Below are 20,510 nucleotides of genomic sequence, written 5' to 3'. Positions count from 1 at the left end.
TCTATACTCACAGGTGGACGTACGTCCATTCTGGCGCTGCGCTTGTGCGGATGCCATGCGGTTCGACCGCGCGTTGTGCAGCGCGCAAACGCCGAACCGGCCCAGTGCGCCGCGCGCGCGGGCGCCGACCTGGGACACCATGCTGACGCTATCGAACGTTTCGAAAAGCTATCCGGGCACCCAGCCGCGCAATGTGCTGAGCGGCGTCAACCTCGAATTGAGCGCGTGCGAGTGTGTGGCGATCATGGGTGAATCCGGCGTGGGCAAGTCGACACTGCTGAATCTGGCAGCTGGGCTCGACCGCCCCGATACCGGGCAGATCGTTTTCGACGGACAGGATCTCGCGTCGCTCGACGACGATGCCACCACGCTGCTGCGCCGGCAGAAGATGGGCTTCGTGTTCCAGGCGTTTCACGTGCTGCCGAATCTGAGCGCGGCGCAGAACATCGCGCTGCCGTTGCTGCTGAACGGCGTGCGCGCAACGGATGCGTCGGCGCAGGTGGCGGCCGCGCTGGCATCGGTCGGACTCGAAGGACGCGCCGATACGATGCCGCGCGAGCTCTCCGGCGGCGAATTGCAGCGCGTGGCGATTGCGCGTGCGCTGGTTCACCGGCCACGCCTCGTGCTTGCGGACGAACCAACCGGCAACCTGGATCACGACACCGCGATGCGTATCCTGCGCCTGCTGCGCGAGTTGACGCAACAGTGCCGCGCTGCCGCGTTGCTCGTCACGCACTCGGCGGTGGCGGCCGCGACGGCCGACCGAATCCTGCGACTGACGCCGCGCGGGCTCGAGCCGCATGTACTCGGGCACCATGGAAGCGCATGAGCGATGCGTGCCCCGCAAGCCGTGCCAGCCATTCGTTCACGCAGACGATTCGCCGGACCCCGTGCATACGGCACCGTGCTTGTCTTCGGCGAGACGCGCCGCCACCCGTTGCGGGCATTGGTGGCGATACTTGCGATCGCAGTCGGCGTCGCGATGGGCTACGCGGTCGATCTAATCAACCGCGCGGCGCTCACCGAACTGTCATCGACGGTCAATTCGCTGATGGGCAATGCCGACGTCGAGATTCGCGGCCCGCGCGCAGGCTTCGACGAAGCGCTGTACCCAGCCATCGCGCGCCTGCCGGACATCGCGATGGCAAGCCCTGTCGTCGAGGTCGATGCGCCGGTGGCGGGCCGCAGGACACCGTTGAAGCTGCTCGGAATCGATGTTTTTCGTGCTGGCTTCGTGACGCCGAATCTGGTCGGACGAAGCGGGAACGCAGGTGCTGGCAGGCTCGACCTGCTGGACCCGGATGCGGTGTTCCTGTCGCCGGCGGCAATAGCATGGACCGGCCTGCGGCCGGGCGAACGCCTTGTGGTGCAGGTCGGGCTTCAATCCGTCGTGTTGCGCATAGCCGGCGCGCTGCCTGCAACGGGCGATGCCGTGCGCGTCGGCGTGATGGATATCGGCGCGGCGCAGTGGCATTTGCAGCGGCTCGGCACGTTGCAGAGGATCGACATCAAGCTCAGGCAGGGTGTCGACGTCGACGCGTTCAAACGCTCGGTCGTCCAGCTTCTGCCGGCCGGCGTCGCTGCGGTGACGCCGCTCGACAATGCGCGTCGCACGTCACAGCTGTCACGCGCATATCGCGCGAACCTGAACGTGCTGGCATTGGTCGCGCTGTTCACGGGTGCGTTTCTCGTCTTCACGATGCAGGCGCTCGCCGTGCTGCGGCAGCGCACGCAGTTCGCGTTGCTGCGCGCGCTCGGCGTGACACGCCGTGGCGTGCTCGGTCTCGTCGTCGCCGAGGGCGCCGCACAGGGCGCGCTCGGCGCGCTGCTGGGTGTCGCGCTCGGCTTCGCACTTGCGGCAGCCGTGCTGCGTTTTGCCGGCGGCGATCTCGGCGGCGGCTATTTCGAAGGCGTGCAGCCGGCGGTGCACTTCGACCCGGGGGCCGCTTCGATGTTCTTCGCGCTCGGCCTGTGCGCGGCGCTGCTCGGCAGCGCCGCGCCGGCAGTCGAAGCCGCGCGCGCGCAGCCCGCGCAGGCGCTGAAAGCAGGCGATGAAGAAAAGCCGCTCAAACGCCTGCACGCATCGTGGGCCTGGACGAGCGCACTATGCGCAGTCGGCGCGGGTCTCGCGCTGACGCAGCTGCCGCCTGTCGGCGGATTGCCGGTGTTCGGCTACATGGCGATCGCGTTGCTGCTGCTCGGCGGCATTCTTGCAATGCCCTTTGCCGCCCGCACCGTGTTCGACGCGCTGCTGCCTTCACAACGTGCACTGCCGCAGTTGGCCCTCGCCCAGCTTGCTCACGCGCCCGGTCGCGCGGCGATCGGGCTGGCCGGCATCGTCGTGAGCTTCAGTCTGATGGCGGCAATGACGATCATGGTGTCGAGCTTTCGCATTGCGGTGGACGACTGGCTGCAAGTGCTGCTGCCCGCGCCGCTTTACCTGCGCGCATCGCCAGGCGGCGACAGCGCGTACCTGTCCGCAAACGATCAGGCTGCGATCGTGGCGACACCCGGCATCGAGCGCGCCGAATTTCTGCGCGCGACGCAGATTTCGCCCGACCCGCGCCTGCCGCCGGTCAGCCTGATTGCACGGCCGATCGACCCCCGCAATCCCGGCGCACGCTTGCCGCTCGTAAGCGCGCCTGTCGTGCCGCGCGTTGGTGAACCTCCGCCGGTGTGGGTCAGCGAGGCGATGACCGATCTGTACGGCCTGCATCCTGGGCAGACCGTGGCATTGCCGGTCGCCGGCCAACGCGTCACGTTCACGGTGGCCGGCATATGGCGCGACTACGCACGCCAGTTTGGCGCGGTGGTGATCGACGAGCGCGACTATCGGCGGCTCACGCATGATATGCGTGTCACCGATGCGGCGTTGTGGCTCGCGTCAGGTGTCACGCCATCACAGGCGATGACGCGTCTGCGCGCGCGCATCGCCGGCGGACAGCAGCTCGCGTTCGCCGAGCCCGGCGAGATTCGCGCGGTGACCCTCAAGATCTTCGATCGGAGCTTCGCTGTCACCTATCTGCTGGAAGCGGTCGCTGTGTTGATCGGCCTGTTCGGCATCGGCGCGAGCTTCAGCGCGCAGGCGCTGGCGCGCGCGAGAGAGTTCGGCATGCTGAGGCACATCGGCGTCACGTGCCGTCAGATCGCCGCGATGCTTGCGCTCGAAGGCGCGCTCCTCGCCCTGCTCGGCGTGCTGTCCGGTTTGCTGCTGGGATCGGTGATCGCGGCGGTGCTCGTGTATGTGGTCAATCCGCAGTCGTTTCACTGGACCATGAGCCTGCATATGCCATGGGGACTGCTGGTTGCACTTGCGTCGGCAGTCATCTGCGCCGCCGCGCTCACCGCACTATGGAGCGCTCGCGCGGCCATGTTGGTGGACGCGGTGCGTGCCGTGCGCGACGACTGGTGATGCAATGAACCGGCGCACGTTTCTGCTCGTTCCTGCGGCGCTGGCGCTTGGCTCCCGCGCGTCGGCCGGCACACCGGACTACCCTCAAGTGGTGAACGGACACGCGCTCGAGTTTCCACGCGACTACGGCGCGCATTCGCGCTTTCGGACTGAATGGTGGTATGTGACCGGCTGGCTGCAAACCGATACGAGTCCCGCGCTGGGTTTTCAGGTGACGTTCTTTCGTTCGCGGCCCGCCCTGGACGATGCGAACCCAAGCCGGTTCGCTCCGTCGCAGTTGCTGTTTGCGAATGTCGCACTAAGCGATACTCAGGTGGGCAGCTTGCAGCACGCCCAGCGCGCCGCGCGTAGCGGTTTCGGCCTCGCCGAAGCGAGCGAAGCGGATACCGACGTGCACGTCGGCGATTGGTCGTTTCGGCGTGACGCCAACGGACATTACGGTGCCCGTGTCGCCGCGCCCGATTTCACGTTCGCGCTCACGATGCGCCCGGCGCATCCGGTGCTGCTCAACGGCATATCGGGCTACAGCCGTAAAGGCCCGCTCGCGAACGAGGCGAGCTACTACTATAGTGAGCCGTGGCTGCACGTGAGCGGCACCTTGCTTCGCCGGGACAAGGCCAACGGCCGGACGGAGCCCGTGCGCGGTCACGCATGGCTCGACCACGAATGGTCGTCGGCGCTGCTGGATGACAACGCTGTCGGCTGGGACTGGATCGGCATCGATCTCGATGACGGCGGCGCGGTGATGGCGTTCGTGATTCGCGACAAGGCGGGCCGCAAGTTCTGGGCGGGTGGCACGCTGCGGGACGCGAATGGTCATACCCGCGCGTTATCGCCGGAGAACGTCCGCTTCACGCCGCTGCGCTGGTGGCGCTCGCCGCATACGGAAACACGCTACCCGGTTGCAATGCGCGTCGATGCGGGTGAGGTGCGGCTGCTGCTCACGCCGTTGATGGACGATCAGGAGCTCGACAGTCGTGCGAGTACGGGAGCGGTGTACTGGGAGGGCGCGGTGACTGCATTCGAAGCGCCGTATCGGGCGCATGCCCGGGGGGCGGCAAGCGCGATTGAAGGAACAAGCGGAACTGACGCGCGCGCCGGAAAGAAGCTTGGGCGGGGGTACCTTGAATTGACCGGGTATTTCCGCCGGCTGGATCTGTAGCTCAGAAATGCTTTGCGGTGCAGAGCGGCATATTCGACGGCCGTGACCTGCTGGTGGCCTCTGCTGCCGGCCGCATCAAGCACACTTGAATGGTGACCGTAGCGCGGCAGGCAAAAAATTGGATCCGTCATGAACCTGGAGGGTTTGCCGATCCAATCCTCTGCTGATATAAAGGATTCGTCTTGCCCCGGCCGTTACTGGCACTTTCTGGACGACGGACGCATTCGCCGGCGCGCAGGCCAGCGCCAATCTCTACTCGCTCGTCGAGACAGCGAGGAACGCGCGATATTCGGTCTGTCGTCAGAATCTTGTGTTCACGTTATTTTATTGCCTCGCCGAATTCATTTAATGTTGGCCAAACGGTCGGCCGGCGACGGATTCATTCAACTCTTGCGGGTTTGCCACGGATGTCTGACGAATACGAAGTTCATGGCCCTCATGACCATGCGGTGGAACATCACGCGGCTCACGGTGGCGATCAAGGTACGTCGCGCATCGCGGTGCTGACGGCCGTGCTTGCCTGCTTCGGCGCGATATCTGCCTATCAGAGCGGTGCCGACGAGAGCCTCGCGCTGCTCTACAAGAATGACGCCGCGATCCGGAAAACCGAGGCTGCGAACCAGTGGGCCTACTATCAGGCGAAGGGCGATAAGCAGAACCTCGCCGAACTCGGTGCGGCGTTGAGCCCGGACACGTCGCCGCAGCGGAAGCGGTTCGAGGCGGACGCCGCGCGATACCGCGCCGACAAGGCGCCGATCCGGGCACGTGCCGAGGCGCTCGAAAAGGAAGTCGAAAAGAACAACGCGGCGAGCGAGGCGCGGATGCACCGACACCATCGATGGTCGCAGGCGACGACCGTCATCCAGATCTCGATCGCACTTGCGGCGATCACGATCCTCACGCGGCGGTCATGGATGCAGGGTCTGTCGATCGGCGTGGCTGCGATCGGTATCGTGATGGCGGGGTTGGCGTTCTTTGGGGTTTGATTGACGGCGAAGCCCGAGCACGCTAGTCGTATCCCCTTGTCTCGTCCAAGTTTCAGGCGCTTAACGGTTGTTTGAACGGCTGTGCGTCAGCTCGTCGACCAACCGTGGACGCCGTTCGTCGCTCCAGCGACGCTTTGCGCTTTTCTTCGGCGCTCTTGATGAACTCGGATAGTTCGCGTTCCATGGCTGAATCTTTGGCACCCGGTTTCCACGTCGCTGCTCCGTGCCGGCGGCGCGTAGCCCGAGCCAGCGCCAATGCGTAGCTAGCCGCCTTGGCACATTCGTATTCAACCTGGTCGCAAAGATCTATGGGTTCACTGAATTCCCGATATGCGTGCACGTACTCGCTGGCCGAGTGCACGGTAGCCGGGTACTCGCGTAGCTCGGAGATCACACTGCGGCTCAGAACATGCCAGTGCACCTTGTCCGGATAGCCAAAGGCGGGGATGGATACAGCCTTGCTGGCTTCGTAGCTCATAGGGCCGATCGGCACCGCTGCCGCCCAAGCGGCCTTATGCATCATTGTCCGACAGGTTCGAGCGTAACTTTCCAGCGATAACGCGAGTTCCAACGCAGTGTCGCGTCGCTGACGCCTGCGCTCCCTGGCATCCCTTGCTGAGATCCACGCGAGCGTTATGGCTGAGCCGACTGCCCCTGAAGCCAGCGCCAGACTCAATGGAGTATTCCAGCTGAGTCGTTGTAGAAATTCAAGCGATTGCTGCCACATGCGATATGCCTCGGACAAAGAGGTGCACAGAGTATAAGCAACCGTTTGCGGAGTATTCGGGGCCAAAAGGGCAGTGTGTGTTTTCACCACAGACACATCAGTTGGGCGACGCGCATCTTGACAGGCCGGGGCAAGCCTCGGCACTCGTCAGCCCAGCTCTATGGGAGGACGTGTCAAAGATCTCCTCGTGGGGAAGTGCGTGTCCTCGCCACCTTCAACGCCCGGAGCCCTTGGTGAGAGCGGCTTGCGCCGCTTTTGGATTCGCCTGCCTGCATCCCTTCCGGGATGGCAATGGACGGATTCATCGGTTCCTTGACACACGCGGGCGTTTCATCTCGCCTGGCCGGACGAACCAATTTTGCAGACGCTGTCTGGAAAATTCGCAGCCCCACAAATTGTCCCGACGCTGTCTGCACATTCAGCTGGGCACCGGCCTGTCGCCGCCCCCGCGCGAAATGTCCCCTGAGCTTGTCACTCGGCCTTGTCCCATTGCGGCGCGAAGGCCGGATTCACGAGGCGCTGATCCTTCGGCAGGCCGGCGATAAGCGCACGATCGTCGTCGTCCAGGTCCACGTCGAGCGATGCCAGATTGGCGAGCTGATTGATTCGTCCGCCGGCCTTCGGCATGGCGGCCACATTCGGCTGATCGAGCAGCCATTTCAGTGCGACCTGTGTCGGCAGCACGCGATGCTTGTCGGCGAGCCGCTGCAGTTCCGGGATCTCCGACACCCTGTTGCGTGCGAGCGGACTGTAGGCGATCAGCGTCATGTCATGCTGGCGGGCAAACTGCAGCAACCTCGTCTGGCCCAGCAGCACGTGGTACTCGACCTGTATCGCAGCCAGCGGCGCTTTCATGTTGTCGACGACCTCGTGCATCAGCGCGAGCGGAAAGTTCGCGACGCCGATCGCGCGTGCTCGCCCTTGCTCCTTGAACGATACGAGCGTGTCGATCGTCTCGGCGAGATTCCAGTCGGATGCCGGCCAGTGGATCAGGAACAGGTCCACGTAGTCGGAGCGCAGCGCACGCCGGCGTATTGAGCCGGCGCGACCGGGCGTGGCTCTTGCATGCTGAAACACGGTACCGGAATGTCCGTCAGCCGTGCGTGCTTTCGCACGTCGACCGGCGCGGCGTCGCGCCTGCGGGCGACGTGCCCGTCGACGCCGCACCGCGTCGCGCAGCGAACTTCGCGATACGCCAGCCGAACACGATGGCCGGGCCGAGCGTCGTGCCAGGGCCGGGGTAGGTACCGCGGAAGATCGACGCGAGATCGTTTCCGCACGCGAAGAGGCCGGGAATCACGCGCCCTTCGACATCGAGCACCTCGCCATTCGCCGTGCCGCTCAACCCCGCGCTGCACGCAAGGTCGGCGGGCCACACGGTCACCGCATAGTACGGCCCCGCGCCGATAGCCCGGATGCATGGATTCGGCTGTTGCGCCGGATCGCCGTTGAAGCGGCTCATCGGACTGCTGCCGCGCTGGAACGCCGGATCCTTGCCTTCGGCGGCATCGCGGTTATAGGTCGCGACCGTGCGCGCGAGACCGGTCGCGTCCACCTGCAGCTTCGCCGCCAGTTCGGCCAGCGTCGTGCCCTTGACCAGATAGCCGGCACGTTCGAAATCGGCGATGCGGGCCGCGCTGCGTGCCGGCATCAGCAGGCCGAGGCCCCAGGTATGGACGAACGCCGCATCGACGATCAGATGGGCCGGCACGCTCGGCCCGTTGCCGTCGTCGCGCAGCATCCCCATCACGAAGTCGTGGTACGAGTTCGACTCGTTGACGAAGCGTTCGCCGCGGCTGTTGACCGCGATGAGGCCGGGCTTCGCGCGGTCGAGAATAATATGCGGCCAGACGCGTTCGCCGTCGCCGCTGTTGTCTGCGCCCGGCGCGCGGCGGATCGAGCAGGGCATCCACAGCCCGGGGCTGTCGCCGCCGTCCTCGACGCGCGCGTTGACGCGCAGCGCGCGATCGACACCGTCACCGGTGTGGGTATCCGGCGAAAGCGACAGCGGCAGCGCGGCGGCGGGAAAGAACTGCGGGCGCAACGTCGGATGACGCGTGATGCCGCCCGTCGCGAGCACCACGCCGCGCCGCGCGCCGATCCGCATGCGACTGCCGTCCGGCCTCGCGACGATGGCGCCGGTGACGCGGCCGTCCTCTCGCACGAGTTCGAGCAGCGGCGTGTCGAAGCGGACCTCGACGCGGCGATTGCGCAGGCTGTAATAGAGCCGTGCGGCGAGCGCGTTGCCCATCACGAGCTGAGTGCCGCGCGGGAAACGCAGCCGGTCCATCGCATAGCGGCCCACGACCGCAATCGTGCGTTTGAAGTTCGCGACCGACGCGAACGGCGCGAGCAGCGCGTTGAGGTCGTTGCGGGCGACCATCATCCCACCGAGGCCCATGAACTCCCGGCGCGGCGGCCGCACGCGCGCGAATGCGCTGCCCAGCACGCGCGCATCGAACGGCGCGGGTACGAGCGCGCGCCCGCCGTACGCCGCGCCGGGCCCGTTCACGTAATCGGGGTGTGCGGTGGCGGCAACGAACTTCACGTCGCTGATGCGCGCGAGTTCGTCGATGGCCTCAGGGCCGCTTTGCAGGAACGCTTCGCGCGCGTCGTCGCCGCCGCGTGCGCCGACCACCGATTGCAGAAAGCGCCGCGCATCGTCGACGCTGTCGGGCACGCCCGCGTCGACGCTCAGCCGCGTGCCCGGCACCCATGTCGTGCCGCCCGACGTCGACGTGATGCCCCCCACCGATCCGGTTTTTTCGCACACGAGGACGGCGAGCCCCTCGTGGTCTGCGACGAGCGCGGCAGTCATGCCCGCCGCGCCCGCGCCGAATACCAGCAGGTCCACTTCTTCGTCCCAGCCTTGTTCCATGACCGACCCCATGTCCGCGTCTCCTTCGTTCCGTCCCGCCGTGCGTCCGGATTCGACGCGTGGCGAATGATGTCTTGATGATTGTGGAATGTTTGCGAGTGCGTTCATGCCGAGCCGTCCATCAGGAACGCGACCATGCGGTCGCAGACGCGCGCGAACATCTGCGTGCCCGTGACGGTTCTGCAGCCGCGTGCGCGCGCCGCTTCGATGAAGGGCGTGAGCGGCGGCTTCGTGACGACGTCGCCGACGAACGTGGTGGCGGGCAGGCGCGATACGTCGACGGGCAACGGATCGTCCGCACGCATGCCCATCGGTGACGCATTGACGACCACGTCGAAGGATTCGGGCGCGATGTCCGTGGCGGCAACGCGCACCATGCCAGGCCGCAGCGTCGTGAGCCGATCGACGAGCGCGCCGGCGCGCGCGGCGTCATTGTCGAGCACGTCGACGGACGCGACGCCCGCCGTCACGAGCGCGTGGCCGATCGCCGAGCCCGCGCCGCCCGCGCCGACGAGCAGCGCGCGCTTGCCGCGCAGGTCGCAGCCTTCGTCGGCGAGCGCGGCGACGAAGCCGGTACCGTCGAACATGCCGCCGTGCCAGCCGCCGTCGGCCGTGCGGCGCAACGTATTCACCGCGCCGAGGAACGCGGCTTCGTCGGACAGGCTCGCGCAGAACCCGGCGGCGCTGAACTTGTGCGGCACGGTGATGATCACGCCGTCGACATTGCGCATCGGCGACACGCCCGCGAAGAACGCAGCGAGATCGTCCGGCGCGACGTGCGCGGGGACGACGAGCGCATCAAGCCCGGCCTCGCGCAGCGCCGCCGTGACGCCCTTCGGCGAGCGAACCTGCGCGATCGGATCGCCGACGATGAAATGGACGCGCGTCGCGCCACTCAGGCCTTCGTCGAGCGAAACGGGGATGGCGGGGGTCAAGGGGGAAGTCATGCTGTTTTCATCTCCAGGGTAGAAGCGGCATCGTCGTGCACGATGCCGAGCAATCTTGCTTGCGTGGCCGAGTCCTGTTCGAGCGCGGCCGCGCTGCTTTCGTGCGCGACGCGGCCGTTGACGAGCACGTACGCACGGTCGGCAATCGGCAGCACCATGTCGGCCTGGTGTTCGACGATCACGACGCTCGCGCGCTCGCGCAGCTTCACGACGGCGTCGAGCACTTCCTGCACGACGGCAGGCGCGAGGCCTTCGAACGGCTCGTCGAGCAGGATCGCCTTCGCGGGCGCCATCAGCGCGCGCGCGATCGCCACCATCTGTCGTTCGCCGCCCGAAAGATGTTCGGCGCGCGCGTCCTTGCGCGTCGCGAGGCGCGGGAACAGCGCGAACATCTCGTCGACGCTCGCGCCGCCCTTGCGCGCGGCGAGCCGCAGGTTTTCGGCGACGGTGAGGTTCGGGAACAGGCGGCGACCCTCGGGCACCATCGCGAGGCCGAGGCGGTTGATCTCGTGCGCCGGGCGGCCGGTGATGTCGTCGCCGTCGAACGTGATGCGGCCGGCCGCGATGTCGGCGACGCCGGTCGCGGCGCGCAGCGTCGTGGTCTTGCCGACACCGTTGCGTCCGAGGATCGCGATCACTTCGCCTTCGTGGAGTGTGATGTCGATGCCGTCGAGGATCGTATTGCCGGTATAGCCCGCCTTCACGCCTTCGAGACGCAGCAGCGGGCGGCGCGCGGCCGCTGCATTGCCGTCGCGTCCGTCGTCGCGCGCGGCCAGCCGCGCATCGACCGGCCGCTCGCCCTTCGCATGGCCCAGATAGGCTTCGATCACTTCGGGGTGGCGCGCGACTTCGGCCGGCGAGCCGTCCGCGATCAGCCGGCCGCGATGCAGCACGCTGACGCGGTCGGAGATCGTCAGCACGCGATCGATGTCGTGCTCGATCAGCAGCACCGCGTGATGGTTCGCCAGTTCGCGAATGATGGCGGCCACACGCGCGCGATCGGCTTCGGCGAGACCCGCGAGCGGCTCGTCGAGCAACAGCAGGCGTGCCTGGGTCGCGAGCGACAGCGCGATTTCGAGCAGACGCTGTTCGCCGTGTGACAGGCTTTCGCACGCGTGTGCCGCGCGCTCGACGAGCCCGACCGCCGCGAGCAGTGACCAGGTTTGTGCATTCTGTTCGTCGAGCGTGTGCGCGTCGCGCCAGAGACCAAGGCGATCGTGCTGCGCGGCCTGCACCGCGACGCGCACGTTCTCGAACACGGTAAGGTTGCGGAACACGCTGAGGATCTGGAACGAGCGGCTCATGCCCAGCCGCACACGGCGGAACATGGCGAGCTTCGTCACGTCCTTGCCGTCGAACGTGATCGTGCCGGCCGTCGGCCACAGCACCCCCGTCAGCATGTTGAAGAATGTGGTCTTGCCCGCACCGTTCGGGCCGATGAAGCTGTGCAGGCGGTACGGATGGACGTCGAGGTCGATCTGCTCGGCGGTCACGAGCGAGCCGAAACGCTTCGACAGGCCGCGCACGCTCAGCACGGGCGTGTCGGGATCAGAGTCGATACGGCTTGCGCGATACGGCGCGATCACGTCGGGCCGGGCGGGAATCGTGTCGCGCACGAGCGTCCAGCCCGGGCGCCGCAGCAACCGCTGCACGATGCCCTGAATGCCTTCGGGCGAGAAGAACGCGAACGCGATGATGATCGGCGCGAAGATCAGCCACCAGTGCTCGGTCAGGCTGCTCAGCTTGTCCTCGAGCAGGATGAATGCAATCGCGCCCCACAATGGCCCGAGGAACTGGTGGACGCCGCCGAGCACCGTCATCAGCAGGCTGTCGCCCGCATGTTCCCAGCTCAGGTTGTTCGCATAGGCGCCCTGCAGCATCAGGCACAGCAGGCCGCCCGCGTAACCGATCACGGCCGCCGAGATCACGAACGCGCGCAGCTTGAGCCGATAGGTGTCGTAGCCGAGGCTCGCCGCGCGCTGCTCGTTGTCGCGCAGCGCCTGCAGCGCGCGCCCGAACGGCGCGTGCACGATACGCCACAGCACATAGGCGACGGCGATCACCGTCACGCACGCGAACACGTGGAAGCCGACGGTCGTCGAGAAGGTGGGGCGCGGCACGTTCTGCAGGCCGTTTTCGCCGCCGGTCACGTCGGTCCACTTGAAGGCAATCTCGAACGCGATCTGCGAGCAGGCGAGCGTGAGCAGCGAGAAGTACAGCCCGCGCCGGCGCAGCACGATCGCGCCGATCGACGCAGCCAGCACGGTCGTCACGATCACGCTGGCCGCGAGGGCGAGCACTTCGTTGCCGAGAAAACGCAGCAGCGACACGGCGACCAGGTAAGTGGCCGTGCCGAAGAACACCGATGCGCCGAACGGCACGAGTCCCGTGTACGCGACGAGCAGGTTCACGCCCATGCCGTACAGCGTGTAGATCGCGATCTGCGTCGCGCGTTCGAGCGGCGTGCCGGTGGCAGTGAGCGCGAGGGACACGATGATCAGCGAGGTTGTCAGCACCGCGACCGGGTGCCGGGTCAGATGGCCGAGTTTCATTCGAATCGCTCCCAGCGTTCACCAAACAGCCCGCGAGGGCGCACGAGCAGGACGACGGCCATCAGCACGTACATCGCGACCGACGAGCCTTCGGGAAAGAACTGCACGGCCAGCGCGGTCACGATGCCCACCAGCAGGCCCGCGACCACGGCGCCCGCGAACGAGCCGAGGCCGCCGATCGTCACGATCACGAACGCGGGCATCACTGCGGCAGTCGCCATGCCGGGCGTGACCGTGAGCAGCGGCGCGGCCAGCACGCCGGCGGCGCCCGCGAGCAGCGCGCCGAGCGCGAACGCGCCGGTCAGCACGCGCGGCAGGTTGATGCCGAGCAATCCGACCATTTCCGGATCGCGGCTGCCCGCGCGCAGGATCCGCCCATACGGCGTGTAGTTCATGAACCACCACAGCGCGGCGAGGATCGCGATCGTCGCGGCGAGCACGAACAGCCGGTACTTCGTGATCAGCAGCGGCCCGTACACGAGAAAGCCGTTGAGCACGTCGGGCGGGCTGAACGGCAGGCCGCCCGCGCCCCAGGCGAGGCGGGTCAGCGCGGTGAGAAGCAGCGACAGCGCAAACGTCACGATCAGGCTGAGAAGCGGCTCCTTGCCGTACAGACGCCGGATGAACACCACTTCGATCAGCACGCCGACGGCCGCGACGAGCACCGGCGCGAGCGCGACGGCACCCCACCCGAACTGCGCCGAGAGGGCGATCGCGAAGTACGCGCCGAGCGCGAAGAGCGCGCCATGCGCGAAGTTGACGATACCGAGCAGCCCGCAGATGATCGACAGTCCGATCGCGAGCAGCACGTAGAGGAATCCCAGGACGAGTCCGTTCGCGACCTGGGACAACACCATTTCTGCCATGCCCTTACTCCGGTTTGCGGCGCGCCGGCGTCGCACCGCTGCTTGTCGACACGCAGCGGGCAGCGCACCGGGCGCGCGAGATATGTTTGGGTCTGTCAGCCCGGGCGCCGCCGATATGGTGGCGACGGGCATCAGCGGGCGGCCATCGTGCAGCCGATCTCCTGGCGCGTACCGTAGAGCCGGTCGAGATCGGCGGGGTTCTGCGGCACGGCGGAGATCTGGTCGAGCCAGTCCCACTTGTCGGTGATGTGGTCCTTCACCTTGAACACGGTCCAGCGCCGCAGCATCTGGTGGTCCCACGGGCGGAAGTGCGCGGGGCCGCTGCCGTCGGCGAATTGCGCGGTCTCGAGGCTCTGCACGATGTCCGCGCCGGACGTGCTTTTCGCCTGGTTGATCGCCTGCAGCAGCGCGCGGGTCGTGAACCAGCCGATCCATGCCTTGTCAGCAGGCGGCTTGCCGTACTTCGCCGCGTACTTCCTGACGAATGCGACTTCGTCCGCTGAATGCCCTGGCGAGCTGAAGTGCCACGGCTTGCCGAAGTAACCGGTCGCGGCATCGACGCTGATCGACCAGAGATCCGAATCGCCGATGATCGGGCAGGCCACTGGAATCCGGCCTTTCATGCCCATTTCCGCGTATTGCTTCAGGAACGTCGACAAGTCGCCGCCCGGCAGCCCGAGCAGCACGACGTCGGGTTTCGACTGGCGGATCTTCAGGATGAACGAGCTGAAATCGGTCGTGTTGAGCGGCGTGACGTCGGCGCCGGTGATCGAGCCGCCGGACTGCTTCAGCAATTCGGACATCGAACGCTGGATGTCCTGCCCGTACGCATAGTTCGCGACGAGGAAGTGCCATTTCTTGCCGATCGTGAGCAGCGACGGCGCGAGCGCGCGGCAGGTGACGGGCGTCGGGCTCAGCACGCGGAACGTATACGGATTGCAACTGCTGCCGGTCAACTCGCGCGCGGCGGCGTTCGGCGCGATATAGGGCGTCTTCGTGCGCCACGCGACCGACGACATCGCCAGCGACGTGCCGCTGTTCGTGCCGCCGATCACCGCGATCGCCTTGTCTTGCTCGACGAGCTTCTGCATGTTCTGCTGCGCCGACTGCGGATTGGGCTCGTCGTACCACACGAGGTCGACGCGCCGGCCGCGCGCCTGATTGCCGGCATCGTCGAGCGCGAGCTTCACGCCGTTTGCGATCACTTCGCCCTGTTCGGTCCACACGCCTTGCTTGGCCATCAGCAGGCCGAGCTTCAACGGCTGTTCGCCCTGCGCGCGCACGATCGCGGGCGCGGCGAGTGCCGCCGCGCCGCCCGCGAGCGCCTTGCCCGCGGTCACGAGCCACGCGCGGCGCGACAGCGCCGGGCTGTCGCGCTCGCCTGCCCGATGGCTGGAAAGGTTGTCGTCCTGCTGGTGCTCGTCAGTCATTTGTCTCCGCTCCTGTTCCCGGTGAATGGTCCGTCCGTCGCGCGCCTTCGCGACGCGCGCCGAATTTTTTGATGAACTCTAGTTCAAACTGGAATAGGATTCAACAATCAAAGATAATTTCAAGAAATCGGGGTATTCACCGGGTTGGTCCCGGACACGAGTCGTACAACCCAAACAAGGAGATGAAGAGATGGCCAGGAAACGGTTGGCAGTGATCGGCGCAGGCGCGATCGGGCGGATGCATGTGGAGCGCGCGCGCGTGCATCCGCAGGTGGAAGTCGTGGCGATCGCGGACCCGTCGCCGGCGGCGGAGCTGTTCGCGCGCGCCGAGGGGCTGCGCTGGTTCGCCGATTACGCGGCGATGCTCGACGAGACGTGCCCGGACGGCGCGATCGTCGCGACGCCGAATGCGACGCATGTGGAGGTCGGCCTCGCTTGCATCGCGCGTGGCGTGCCCGCGCTGATCGAGAAGCCCGTGTCGGACAGCGTGGAAGAGGCGGCCGGCATGAGTCGCGCCGCGCGCGAAGCCGGCGTGCCGCTGCTGGTCGGGCACCATCGCCGCCACAATCCGATCCTGCGGCGCGCGCGAGAAATCGTGCAGTCCGGGCGGCTCGGCAAGCCGGTCGCGGCCAATGCGCTTGCGACGTTCTACAAGCCCGACGCGTATTTCGACGTCGAATGGCGCCGTCGTGCGGGTGGCGGGCCGGTGCTGATCAACCTCATTCACGACATCGACATCATGCGTTTCCTGCTCGGCGAGATCGTCGAGGTTCAGGCGCAGGCGTCGAATGGCGTGCGCGGTTTCGACGTGGAGGACACGGCCGCGGTGTTGCTGCGTTTCGACAGCGGCGCGCTCGGCACGCTGGTCGTATCGGACTGCGCGGCGTCGCCGTGGAACTGGGATCTCGCGGCGGGCGAGGCCGCGCACTATCCGCGCCAGCAGGTGAACACGCATTTCCTGATCGGCACCGATGCGTCGCTCACGCTGCCGCAGCTCGATCTGTGGGAGTACCGCAGCGGGAAGGGCTGGCACGATCCGTTGACGGTCGAGCGCTGCACGCCGCACGGCGCGGATCCTTACCATGAGCAGTTGCGCCACTTCGCGGCCGTGATCGAGGGAGACGAAGCGCCGCTGTGTTCCGCCGACGACGCCGCGCGCACGCTCGCGGCGACGCTCGCCGTGCACCGCGCGGTGGCGGCGCTCACGGGTGTCCCGCCCGCGGACGTCGCCGTCGCATCGCCGCGGGTCCCGGCGCGTGCCTAGCGCGCGTGGCGATAGAACGCCATGGTCTGCCGCAGGCCATCGTCGAGTGCGGTCTGCGGCAGGCCGGGCAGCAGGCGCGCGAGCGCGGGATCGCCGGGGAAGGCCGTCGCGATCGGCAGCGGCGGTCCGTCGGCGTCGATGCGCGCGTCCGGCGCGATGGCCGCGATGCGCTCGATCAGCGTGGCCACGGGAGTGATCTCGCCCGCCAGCGTGAATGCGTGTGCGCCTTCGATCTCGTGCAGCAACGCGGCCTCGTAAGCGGCTGCGACATCGTCGGCGAACACGAGGCCCGTCGTGCCGCTGAACGGGATCGTGTAGCGCTCGCCGCGCACGGCCGCCCGGCATGCCAGGCTCGGCCCCGCGCTCGACCCCGTCTCGCGTCCGGCGCCATAGACCACCAGAGGACGGAAGCCCACGCTCGCGATCCCATGGTCGTGCCAGTACGCGCGCGCCGAACCCTCGCACGCCAGCTTGAACGCGCCGTAATGCGTTTGCGGCAATGGCACGGCGCCGTCATCCGGGCCGAATACGCCGGCACTGCTCGCGTAGAGCACGCGCCGAAGCCCGGCCGAGCGCGCAGCCTCGAACACGTTCAGCGTGCCGATCAGGTTGACCTGCGCGCCGCGCACGGGATCGCCCGCGCAGCCGGGCGTGAGGATGCCCGCGAGATGGATCACCGCGTCGCAGCCGTCGAGTGCACGCGTCGTGTCGGCGGCATCGGCGATGTCGCCGGTGCGCCATAGCACCGCCGCTGCGCGTTCGGGCGCGAGCGCATCGACGAGACGCGGGTTCGCGCACACGTCGAAGCTCACGCATTCCATGCCGCGTGCCAGCAGCCTTTTGATGATCCAAGCGCCCAGAAAACCGCTGCCGCCCGTTACCAGTACCCGCATTGTCGTGCCTCCATGTCGTCACAAACTCTTTGCGAAACTCGTTTTATTGGAATACTATTCCACTTCGAAAGAACATTCCACAAACGTCGCGAGTTGCCTCGTATTCGACGTTGGAGACATTGAACGGGCGATACCGAACATGAAACGTGAACCGATACTCGATTGCGACGTGCTGGTGCTGGGCTCCGGCGCGGGCGGGCTCGCGGCGGCGGTGACGGCGGCTACGCAAGGCCTGCGCGTGATCGTCGCGGAGAAGGAAGCCGTGTTCGGCGGCACGACCGCGTGGTCGGGCGGATGGATGTGGATTCCGCGCAATCCGCTCGCAACGCGCGCGGGGATTCACGAAGGCATCGATGCGCCACGTACTTATCTGAAGAATGAGCTGGGCGCGCAGTTCGATGCCGCGAAGGCCGATGCGCTGCTCGAACGCGGGCCGGAAATGGTCGAATTCTTCGAGCGGCACACGGCGGTGCGCTTCGTCGACGGCAACCGCATTCCCGACTTTCATACCACGCCGGGCGCTGGAAAGGGCGGGCGCTCGGTCTGTGCAATGCCGTTCGACGGCCGCGAACTGGGCCCGCTGATCGACAAGCTGCGCGAGCCACTGTCGGTCACGACGATCAAGGGCATGGCGCTCGCATCCGGTCAGGATCTCGCGCATTTCTTTCGTGCGACGCGATCGTTGAAATCGGCGCTTCATGTCGGCCGCAGGCTGACCGCGTTTACGTGGCACAAGCTGCGTTACGGGCGTTCGATGCATCTCGTCAACGGCAATGCGCTCGTTGCCCGCCTGCTTAAATCGGCGGCCGATTGCGGCGTCGATCTGCGCACGCGCGCGAAAGCGATCGGCCTGATGCGCGATGCCGCGCGCGTGACCGGTGCGCGCGTGGAGATCGCTGGCGTCGTGCACGAAGTGCGCGCGGCGCGTGGCGTCGTGCTCGCTTGCGGTGGTTTTCCGCACGATCCGGTGCGGCGCGGGCAGACCTTCGCGTATACGCCGTCGGGGCACGAGCACTGGTCGGCGGCGCCGCTCTGCAATACGGGCGACGGGATCCGGCTCGGCGAATCGATCGGCGCGCATTTCGATGCTTCGCTCGACGCGCCGGCCGCGTGGGCGCCCGTCTCGCTGGTGCCGCAATCCGGTGGCGCCGCCGTCGCATTTCCGCATCTGATCGAGCGCGCGAAGCCGGGCGTGATCGCCGTGACGCGCGCGGGCAAGCGCTTCGTGAACGAGGCGTCGTCGTATCACGACTTCATCTCCGCGCTGCTGGATACGACGCCCGCCGGCGATGAAGTCTGCGCATGGCTGGTATGCGACCATCGTTTTCAGCGGCGCTACGGGCTCGGTTTCTCCAAGCCGTTTCCGTTCCCGACCGGCCCGTACCGGCGCTCGGGCTATCTGAAGAGCGGCGCGACGCTCGACGCGCTCGCGCGCGAATGCGGGATCGACGCCCAAGCGCTCGCGGATACGGTGTCCGCATACAACCAGTATGCAAAGCAGGGTTCCGATCCGGCTTTTCACAAAGGCTCGACACCGTACAACCGCGTGCAGGGCGACGCCGACCATCAGCCGAACCCGTGTCTCGCGCCGATCGAATCGGGGCCGTTCCATGCGGTGAAGCTGTTGCCAGGCAGCCTCGGCACGTTCGCGGGCCTTGCCACCGACCGCGACGCCCGCGTGCTCGACCGCGCCGGCCGCGCGATCGCGGGCCTCTATGCGGTGGGTAACGATGCCGCCAGCATGATGGCCGGCTGCTATCCGAGCGGCGGCATCACGCTCGGGCCTGCAATGACCTTCGGCTATCTCGCCGGGCTTTCTCTCGCCAACGCCGCGCCGGATACCGCGTGCACGTTGGCATCGACTCGTCCTCAAGGAAAATGCAATGACACTGTATGACGTAGTGACGCTCACGGTGAAGATCGGCGCGAACGCGCAGGTCTTCGAAGGGATCAAGGCAAGCGGCGACCCGCAGGGCGGCAGGTTGCTGGGCTGCTGGTACTCGGACATCGGCACGCTGGGCCAGGTGCTCGTGCTGCGCGGCTATGAATCGGAGGCTGCGCTCGTCGCCGAGCGCAAGCGGATGCTGCTCGAAGGCAATCCGTTCGGTTGCGGCGAATGCATCGTCGACGTGAAGACCGCCAGCTACGCGCTGTTCCCGTTCCTGCCGCCAATCGAACCGGCTGTGCATGGCGGCATCTACGAGATGCGCGTGTATGGCACGAAGCTCGGCAGTCTGAAGCACACGATCGACGTGTGGGAACAGGCCGTGCCGGAGCGCGCAAAGCGCTCGCCGCTGGTCGGCGCGATGTACGCGCTCGACGGCGACGTGCCGCGCTTTCTCAACATCTGGCCGTATGCGAGCGTGGACGAGCGTTCGCGCATTCGCGCCGAAGCGGTCAAGGACGGCATCTGGCCGCCGAAGGGCGGTCCTGCCCATCTCACGACGATGGAATCGACGATCTGCGTGCCCGCGCCGTTCTCGCCGTTGCGCTGAACATGACGCGCGCCGCGCAATGACGATCAAGGAGACGATATGACCCAGCCTCAACCCCGCCCGCTGTCGCTGTCGGCGCTGACCGTGCTCGAGCTGAACCCGCCGCAGATGGTGCAATGCGCGGTCGACGCGCGCTACGACTATGTCGGCCTGCGCCTGTTGCCGGCCACCGACACCGAGATTCGCCACGAGATCGTCGGCGACACGCGGCTCAAGCGCGAGACGCTGTCGATCCTGCGCGATACCGGCATGCGCGTGCTCGATGTCGAGATCGCGCGCCTGAAGCCCGACACCGACGTGACGAGCTACTTGCCGATGCTCGAAACGGCGGCGGAACTCGGCGCGTGCTATGTGCTCGTGGCCGGCAACGATCCCGACGAAGCGCGCACCGTCGACCGGCTCGGCCGGCTGTGCGATCTCGCCGCGCCTCTCGGCCTGTCGCCATCGCTGGAGCCGATGCCGTGGACCGACGTGAAAGACATCGACGCCGGCGCACGCATCGTCGACGCGTGCGGCCGGCCCAACACCGGGCTGATCGTCGATCCGATCCACTTCGATCGTGCGGGATCGTCGCTCGACGCGCTGCGTGCGTTGCCGCACGAATACTTCGGCTACGTGCAGTTCTGCGACGCGCCGGCCGAGCGCCCGACCGACATCGACACGCTGCTGTTCCAGGCGCGCTGCGAACGGATGGTGCCGGGCGAAGGCGGCCTCGACCTGACGGGCATCCTGCGCGCGCTGCCCGGTCACCTGCCGGTCAGCGTCGAGGTGCCGAACGATCGATGGGCGAAGACGACGTCCGCCGTGGCGCGGGCCCGCCGCCTGCGCGAGGCGACGCTTGCCGTGATCGAGGCGTCGGCCGTGCCGGCCTGATCGCATGTCGGCCGGTATGGCGATA

Annotated in this window: 17 protein-coding genes; 9 read left to right on the top strand and 8 right to left on the bottom strand. The window is 66.9% G+C overall.

Features of this window, described 5'->3' with window-relative positions; all coding sequences use genetic code 11:
• The first annotated feature begins 139 nt into the window (after nt 1–139).
• From ACV229_RS31645 to ACV229_RS31630, 4 genes are all read left to right on the top strand, one after another.
• Nucleotides 140–829, top strand: a complete 690-nt coding sequence (locus ACV229_RS31645) for an ABC transporter ATP-binding protein (RefSeq protein ID WP_448087022.1) — start codon at nt 140–142, stop codon at nt 827–829.
• Between the two features lie 3 nt (nt 830–832).
• The gene (locus ACV229_RS31640) at nt 833–3,412 is read left to right on the top strand and encodes an FtsX-like permease family protein (protein ID WP_448087021.1); all 2,580 of its coding nucleotides are present in this window, start codon (nt 833–835) and stop codon (nt 3,410–3,412) included.
• Nucleotides 3,413–3,416: 4 nt separating this feature from the next.
• Complete coding sequence (locus ACV229_RS31635) at nt 3,417–4,574, top strand: lipocalin-like domain-containing protein (RefSeq protein WP_448087020.1); 1,158 nt, start codon at nt 3,417–3,419, stop codon at nt 4,572–4,574.
• 407 nt (nt 4,575–4,981) lie between these two features.
• Nucleotides 4,982–5,560: a DUF4337 domain-containing protein gene (locus tag ACV229_RS31630; RefSeq protein WP_448087042.1), complete on the top strand. Its 579-nt coding sequence runs from the start codon at nt 4,982–4,984 to the stop codon at nt 5,558–5,560.
• 52 nt (nt 5,561–5,612) lie between these two features.
• On the opposite strand, the gene ACV229_RS31625 is transcribed toward ACV229_RS31630, so the two are convergent.
• Nucleotides 5,613–6,038: a hypothetical protein gene (locus ACV229_RS31625; RefSeq protein ID WP_448087019.1), complete on the bottom strand. Its 426-nt coding sequence runs from the start codon at nt 6,036–6,038 to the stop codon at nt 5,613–5,615.
• Nucleotides 6,039–6,292: 254 nt separating this feature from the next.
• Between ACV229_RS31625 and ACV229_RS31620 the strand changes: the two genes are divergently transcribed.
• Complete coding sequence (locus ACV229_RS31620; protein WP_448087018.1) at nt 6,293–6,832, top strand: Fic family protein; 540 nt, start codon at nt 6,293–6,295, stop codon at nt 6,830–6,832.
• Here ACV229_RS31620 and ACV229_RS31615 read toward each other — a convergent pair.
• The 6 genes from ACV229_RS31615 to ACV229_RS31590 all read right to left on the bottom strand — a co-directional run bounded on the left by ACV229_RS31615 (nt 6,759) and on the right by ACV229_RS31590 (nt 14,960).
• Complete coding sequence (locus ACV229_RS31615) at nt 6,759–7,364, bottom strand: aldo/keto reductase (protein WP_448087017.1); 606 nt, start codon at nt 7,362–7,364, stop codon at nt 6,759–6,761. The two genes, ACV229_RS31620 and ACV229_RS31615, sit on opposite strands and share 74 nt — an antisense overlap.
• 16 nt (nt 7,365–7,380) lie before the next feature.
• Nucleotides 7,381–9,177 carry an FAD-binding protein gene (locus tag ACV229_RS31610; RefSeq protein ID WP_448087016.1) on the bottom strand — a complete coding sequence of 599 codons (1,797 nt, stop codon included), beginning with the start codon at nt 9,175–9,177 and terminating at the stop codon, nt 7,381–7,383.
• Nucleotides 9,178–9,269: 92 nt separating this feature from the next.
• Nucleotides 9,270–10,112, bottom strand: coding sequence for a shikimate dehydrogenase family protein (locus ACV229_RS31605; RefSeq protein ID WP_448087015.1), 843 nt, complete (start codon nt 10,110–10,112; stop codon nt 9,270–9,272).
• A complete protein-coding gene (locus tag ACV229_RS31600) occupies nt 10,109–12,664 on the bottom strand; it encodes a branched-chain amino acid ABC transporter ATP-binding protein/permease (RefSeq protein ID WP_448087014.1) in 2,556 nt (851 codons plus the stop codon). The genes ACV229_RS31605 and ACV229_RS31600 overlap by 4 nt, the downstream gene beginning before the upstream one ends.
• Complete coding sequence (locus ACV229_RS31595; RefSeq protein ID WP_448087013.1) at nt 12,661–13,530, bottom strand: branched-chain amino acid ABC transporter permease; 870 nt, start codon at nt 13,528–13,530, stop codon at nt 12,661–12,663. The genes ACV229_RS31600 and ACV229_RS31595 overlap by 4 nt, the downstream gene beginning before the upstream one ends.
• Before the next feature lie 131 nt (nt 13,531–13,661).
• Entirely contained in the window at nt 13,662–14,960 is a 1,299-nt protein-coding gene (locus tag ACV229_RS31590) for an ABC transporter substrate-binding protein (RefSeq protein WP_448087012.1), read from the bottom strand.
• 190 nt (nt 14,961–15,150) lie between these two features.
• On the opposite strand from ACV229_RS31590, the gene ACV229_RS31585 reads away from it, so the two are divergent.
• Entirely contained in the window at nt 15,151–16,224 is a 1,074-nt protein-coding gene (locus ACV229_RS31585; protein WP_448087011.1) for a Gfo/Idh/MocA family protein, read from the top strand.
• Here ACV229_RS31585 and ACV229_RS31580 read toward each other — a convergent pair.
• Nucleotides 16,221–17,117 carry an NAD-dependent epimerase/dehydratase family protein gene (locus ACV229_RS31580; protein ID WP_448087010.1) on the bottom strand — a complete coding sequence of 299 codons (897 nt, stop codon included), beginning with the start codon at nt 17,115–17,117 and terminating at the stop codon, nt 16,221–16,223. The genes ACV229_RS31585 and ACV229_RS31580 overlap by 4 nt on opposite strands.
• Before the next feature lie 139 nt (nt 17,118–17,256).
• Between ACV229_RS31580 and ACV229_RS31575 the strand changes: the two genes are divergently transcribed.
• The 3 genes from ACV229_RS31575 to ACV229_RS31565 are packed head-to-tail and all read left to right on the top strand — an operon-like array spanning nt 17,257 to nt 20,485.
• The gene (locus tag ACV229_RS31575; protein WP_448087009.1) at nt 17,257–19,014 is read left to right on the top strand and encodes an FAD-dependent oxidoreductase; all 1,758 of its coding nucleotides are present in this window, start codon (nt 17,257–17,259) and stop codon (nt 19,012–19,014) included.
• A complete protein-coding gene (locus tag ACV229_RS31570; protein WP_448087008.1) occupies nt 19,001–19,612 on the top strand; it encodes an NIPSNAP family protein in 612 nt (203 codons plus the stop codon). Before ACV229_RS31575 ends, ACV229_RS31570 begins: the two co-directional genes overlap by 14 nt.
• 39 nt (nt 19,613–19,651) lie before the next feature.
• The gene (locus ACV229_RS31565) at nt 19,652–20,485 is read left to right on the top strand and encodes a sugar phosphate isomerase/epimerase family protein (protein ID WP_448087007.1); all 834 of its coding nucleotides are present in this window, start codon (nt 19,652–19,654) and stop codon (nt 20,483–20,485) included.
• The last annotated feature ends 25 nt before the right edge of the window (nt 20,486–20,510 follow it).

The organism is Burkholderia sp. MR1-5-21 (assembly GCF_053427715.1).
This window is presented reverse-complemented; position numbering and strand designations above follow the sequence as displayed.

Bases quoted from the DNA above. Each gene is read 5' to 3' on its own strand.
- ACV229_RS31645 (WP_448087022.1), top strand. From the start codon at position 140: ATGCTGACGCTATCGAACGTTTCGAAAAGCTATCCGGGCACCCAGCCG.
- ACV229_RS31640 (WP_448087021.1), top strand. From the start codon at position 833: ATGCGTGCCCCGCAAGCCGTGCCAGCCATTCGTTCACGCAGACGATTC.
- ACV229_RS31635 (WP_448087020.1), top strand. From the start codon at position 3,417: ATGAACCGGCGCACGTTTCTGCTCGTTCCTGCGGCGCTGGCGCTTGGC.
- ACV229_RS31630 (WP_448087042.1), top strand. From the start codon at position 4,982: ATGTCTGACGAATACGAAGTTCATGGCCCTCATGACCATGCGGTGGAA.
- ACV229_RS31625 (WP_448087019.1), bottom strand. From the start codon at position 6,038: ATGAGCTACGAAGCCAGCAAGGCTGTATCCATCCCCGCCTTTGGCTAT.
- ACV229_RS31620 (WP_448087018.1), top strand. From the start codon at position 6,293: ATGCCTCGGACAAAGAGGTGCACAGAGTATAAGCAACCGTTTGCGGAG.
- ACV229_RS31610 (WP_448087016.1), bottom strand. From the start codon at position 9,177: ATGGGGTCGGTCATGGAACAAGGCTGGGACGAAGAAGTGGACCTGCTG.
- ACV229_RS31605 (WP_448087015.1), bottom strand. From the start codon at position 10,112: ATGACTTCCCCCTTGACCCCCGCCATCCCCGTTTCGCTCGACGAAGGC.
- ACV229_RS31600 (WP_448087014.1), bottom strand. From the start codon at position 12,664: ATGAAACTCGGCCATCTGACCCGGCACCCGGTCGCGGTGCTGACAACC.
- ACV229_RS31595 (WP_448087013.1), bottom strand. From the start codon at position 13,530: ATGGCAGAAATGGTGTTGTCCCAGGTCGCGAACGGACTCGTCCTGGGA.
- ACV229_RS31590 (WP_448087012.1), bottom strand. From the start codon at position 14,960: ATGACTGACGAGCACCAGCAGGACGACAACCTTTCCAGCCATCGGGCA.
- ACV229_RS31585 (WP_448087011.1), top strand. From the start codon at position 15,151: ATGGCCAGGAAACGGTTGGCAGTGATCGGCGCAGGCGCGATCGGGCGG.
- ACV229_RS31580 (WP_448087010.1), bottom strand. From the start codon at position 17,117: ATGCGGGTACTGGTAACGGGCGGCAGCGGTTTTCTGGGCGCTTGGATC.
- ACV229_RS31575 (WP_448087009.1), top strand. From the start codon at position 17,257: ATGAAACGTGAACCGATACTCGATTGCGACGTGCTGGTGCTGGGCTCC.
- ACV229_RS31570 (WP_448087008.1), top strand. From the start codon at position 19,001: ATGACACTGTATGACGTAGTGACGCTCACGGTGAAGATCGGCGCGAAC.
- ACV229_RS31565 (WP_448087007.1), top strand. From the start codon at position 19,652: ATGACCCAGCCTCAACCCCGCCCGCTGTCGCTGTCGGCGCTGACCGTG.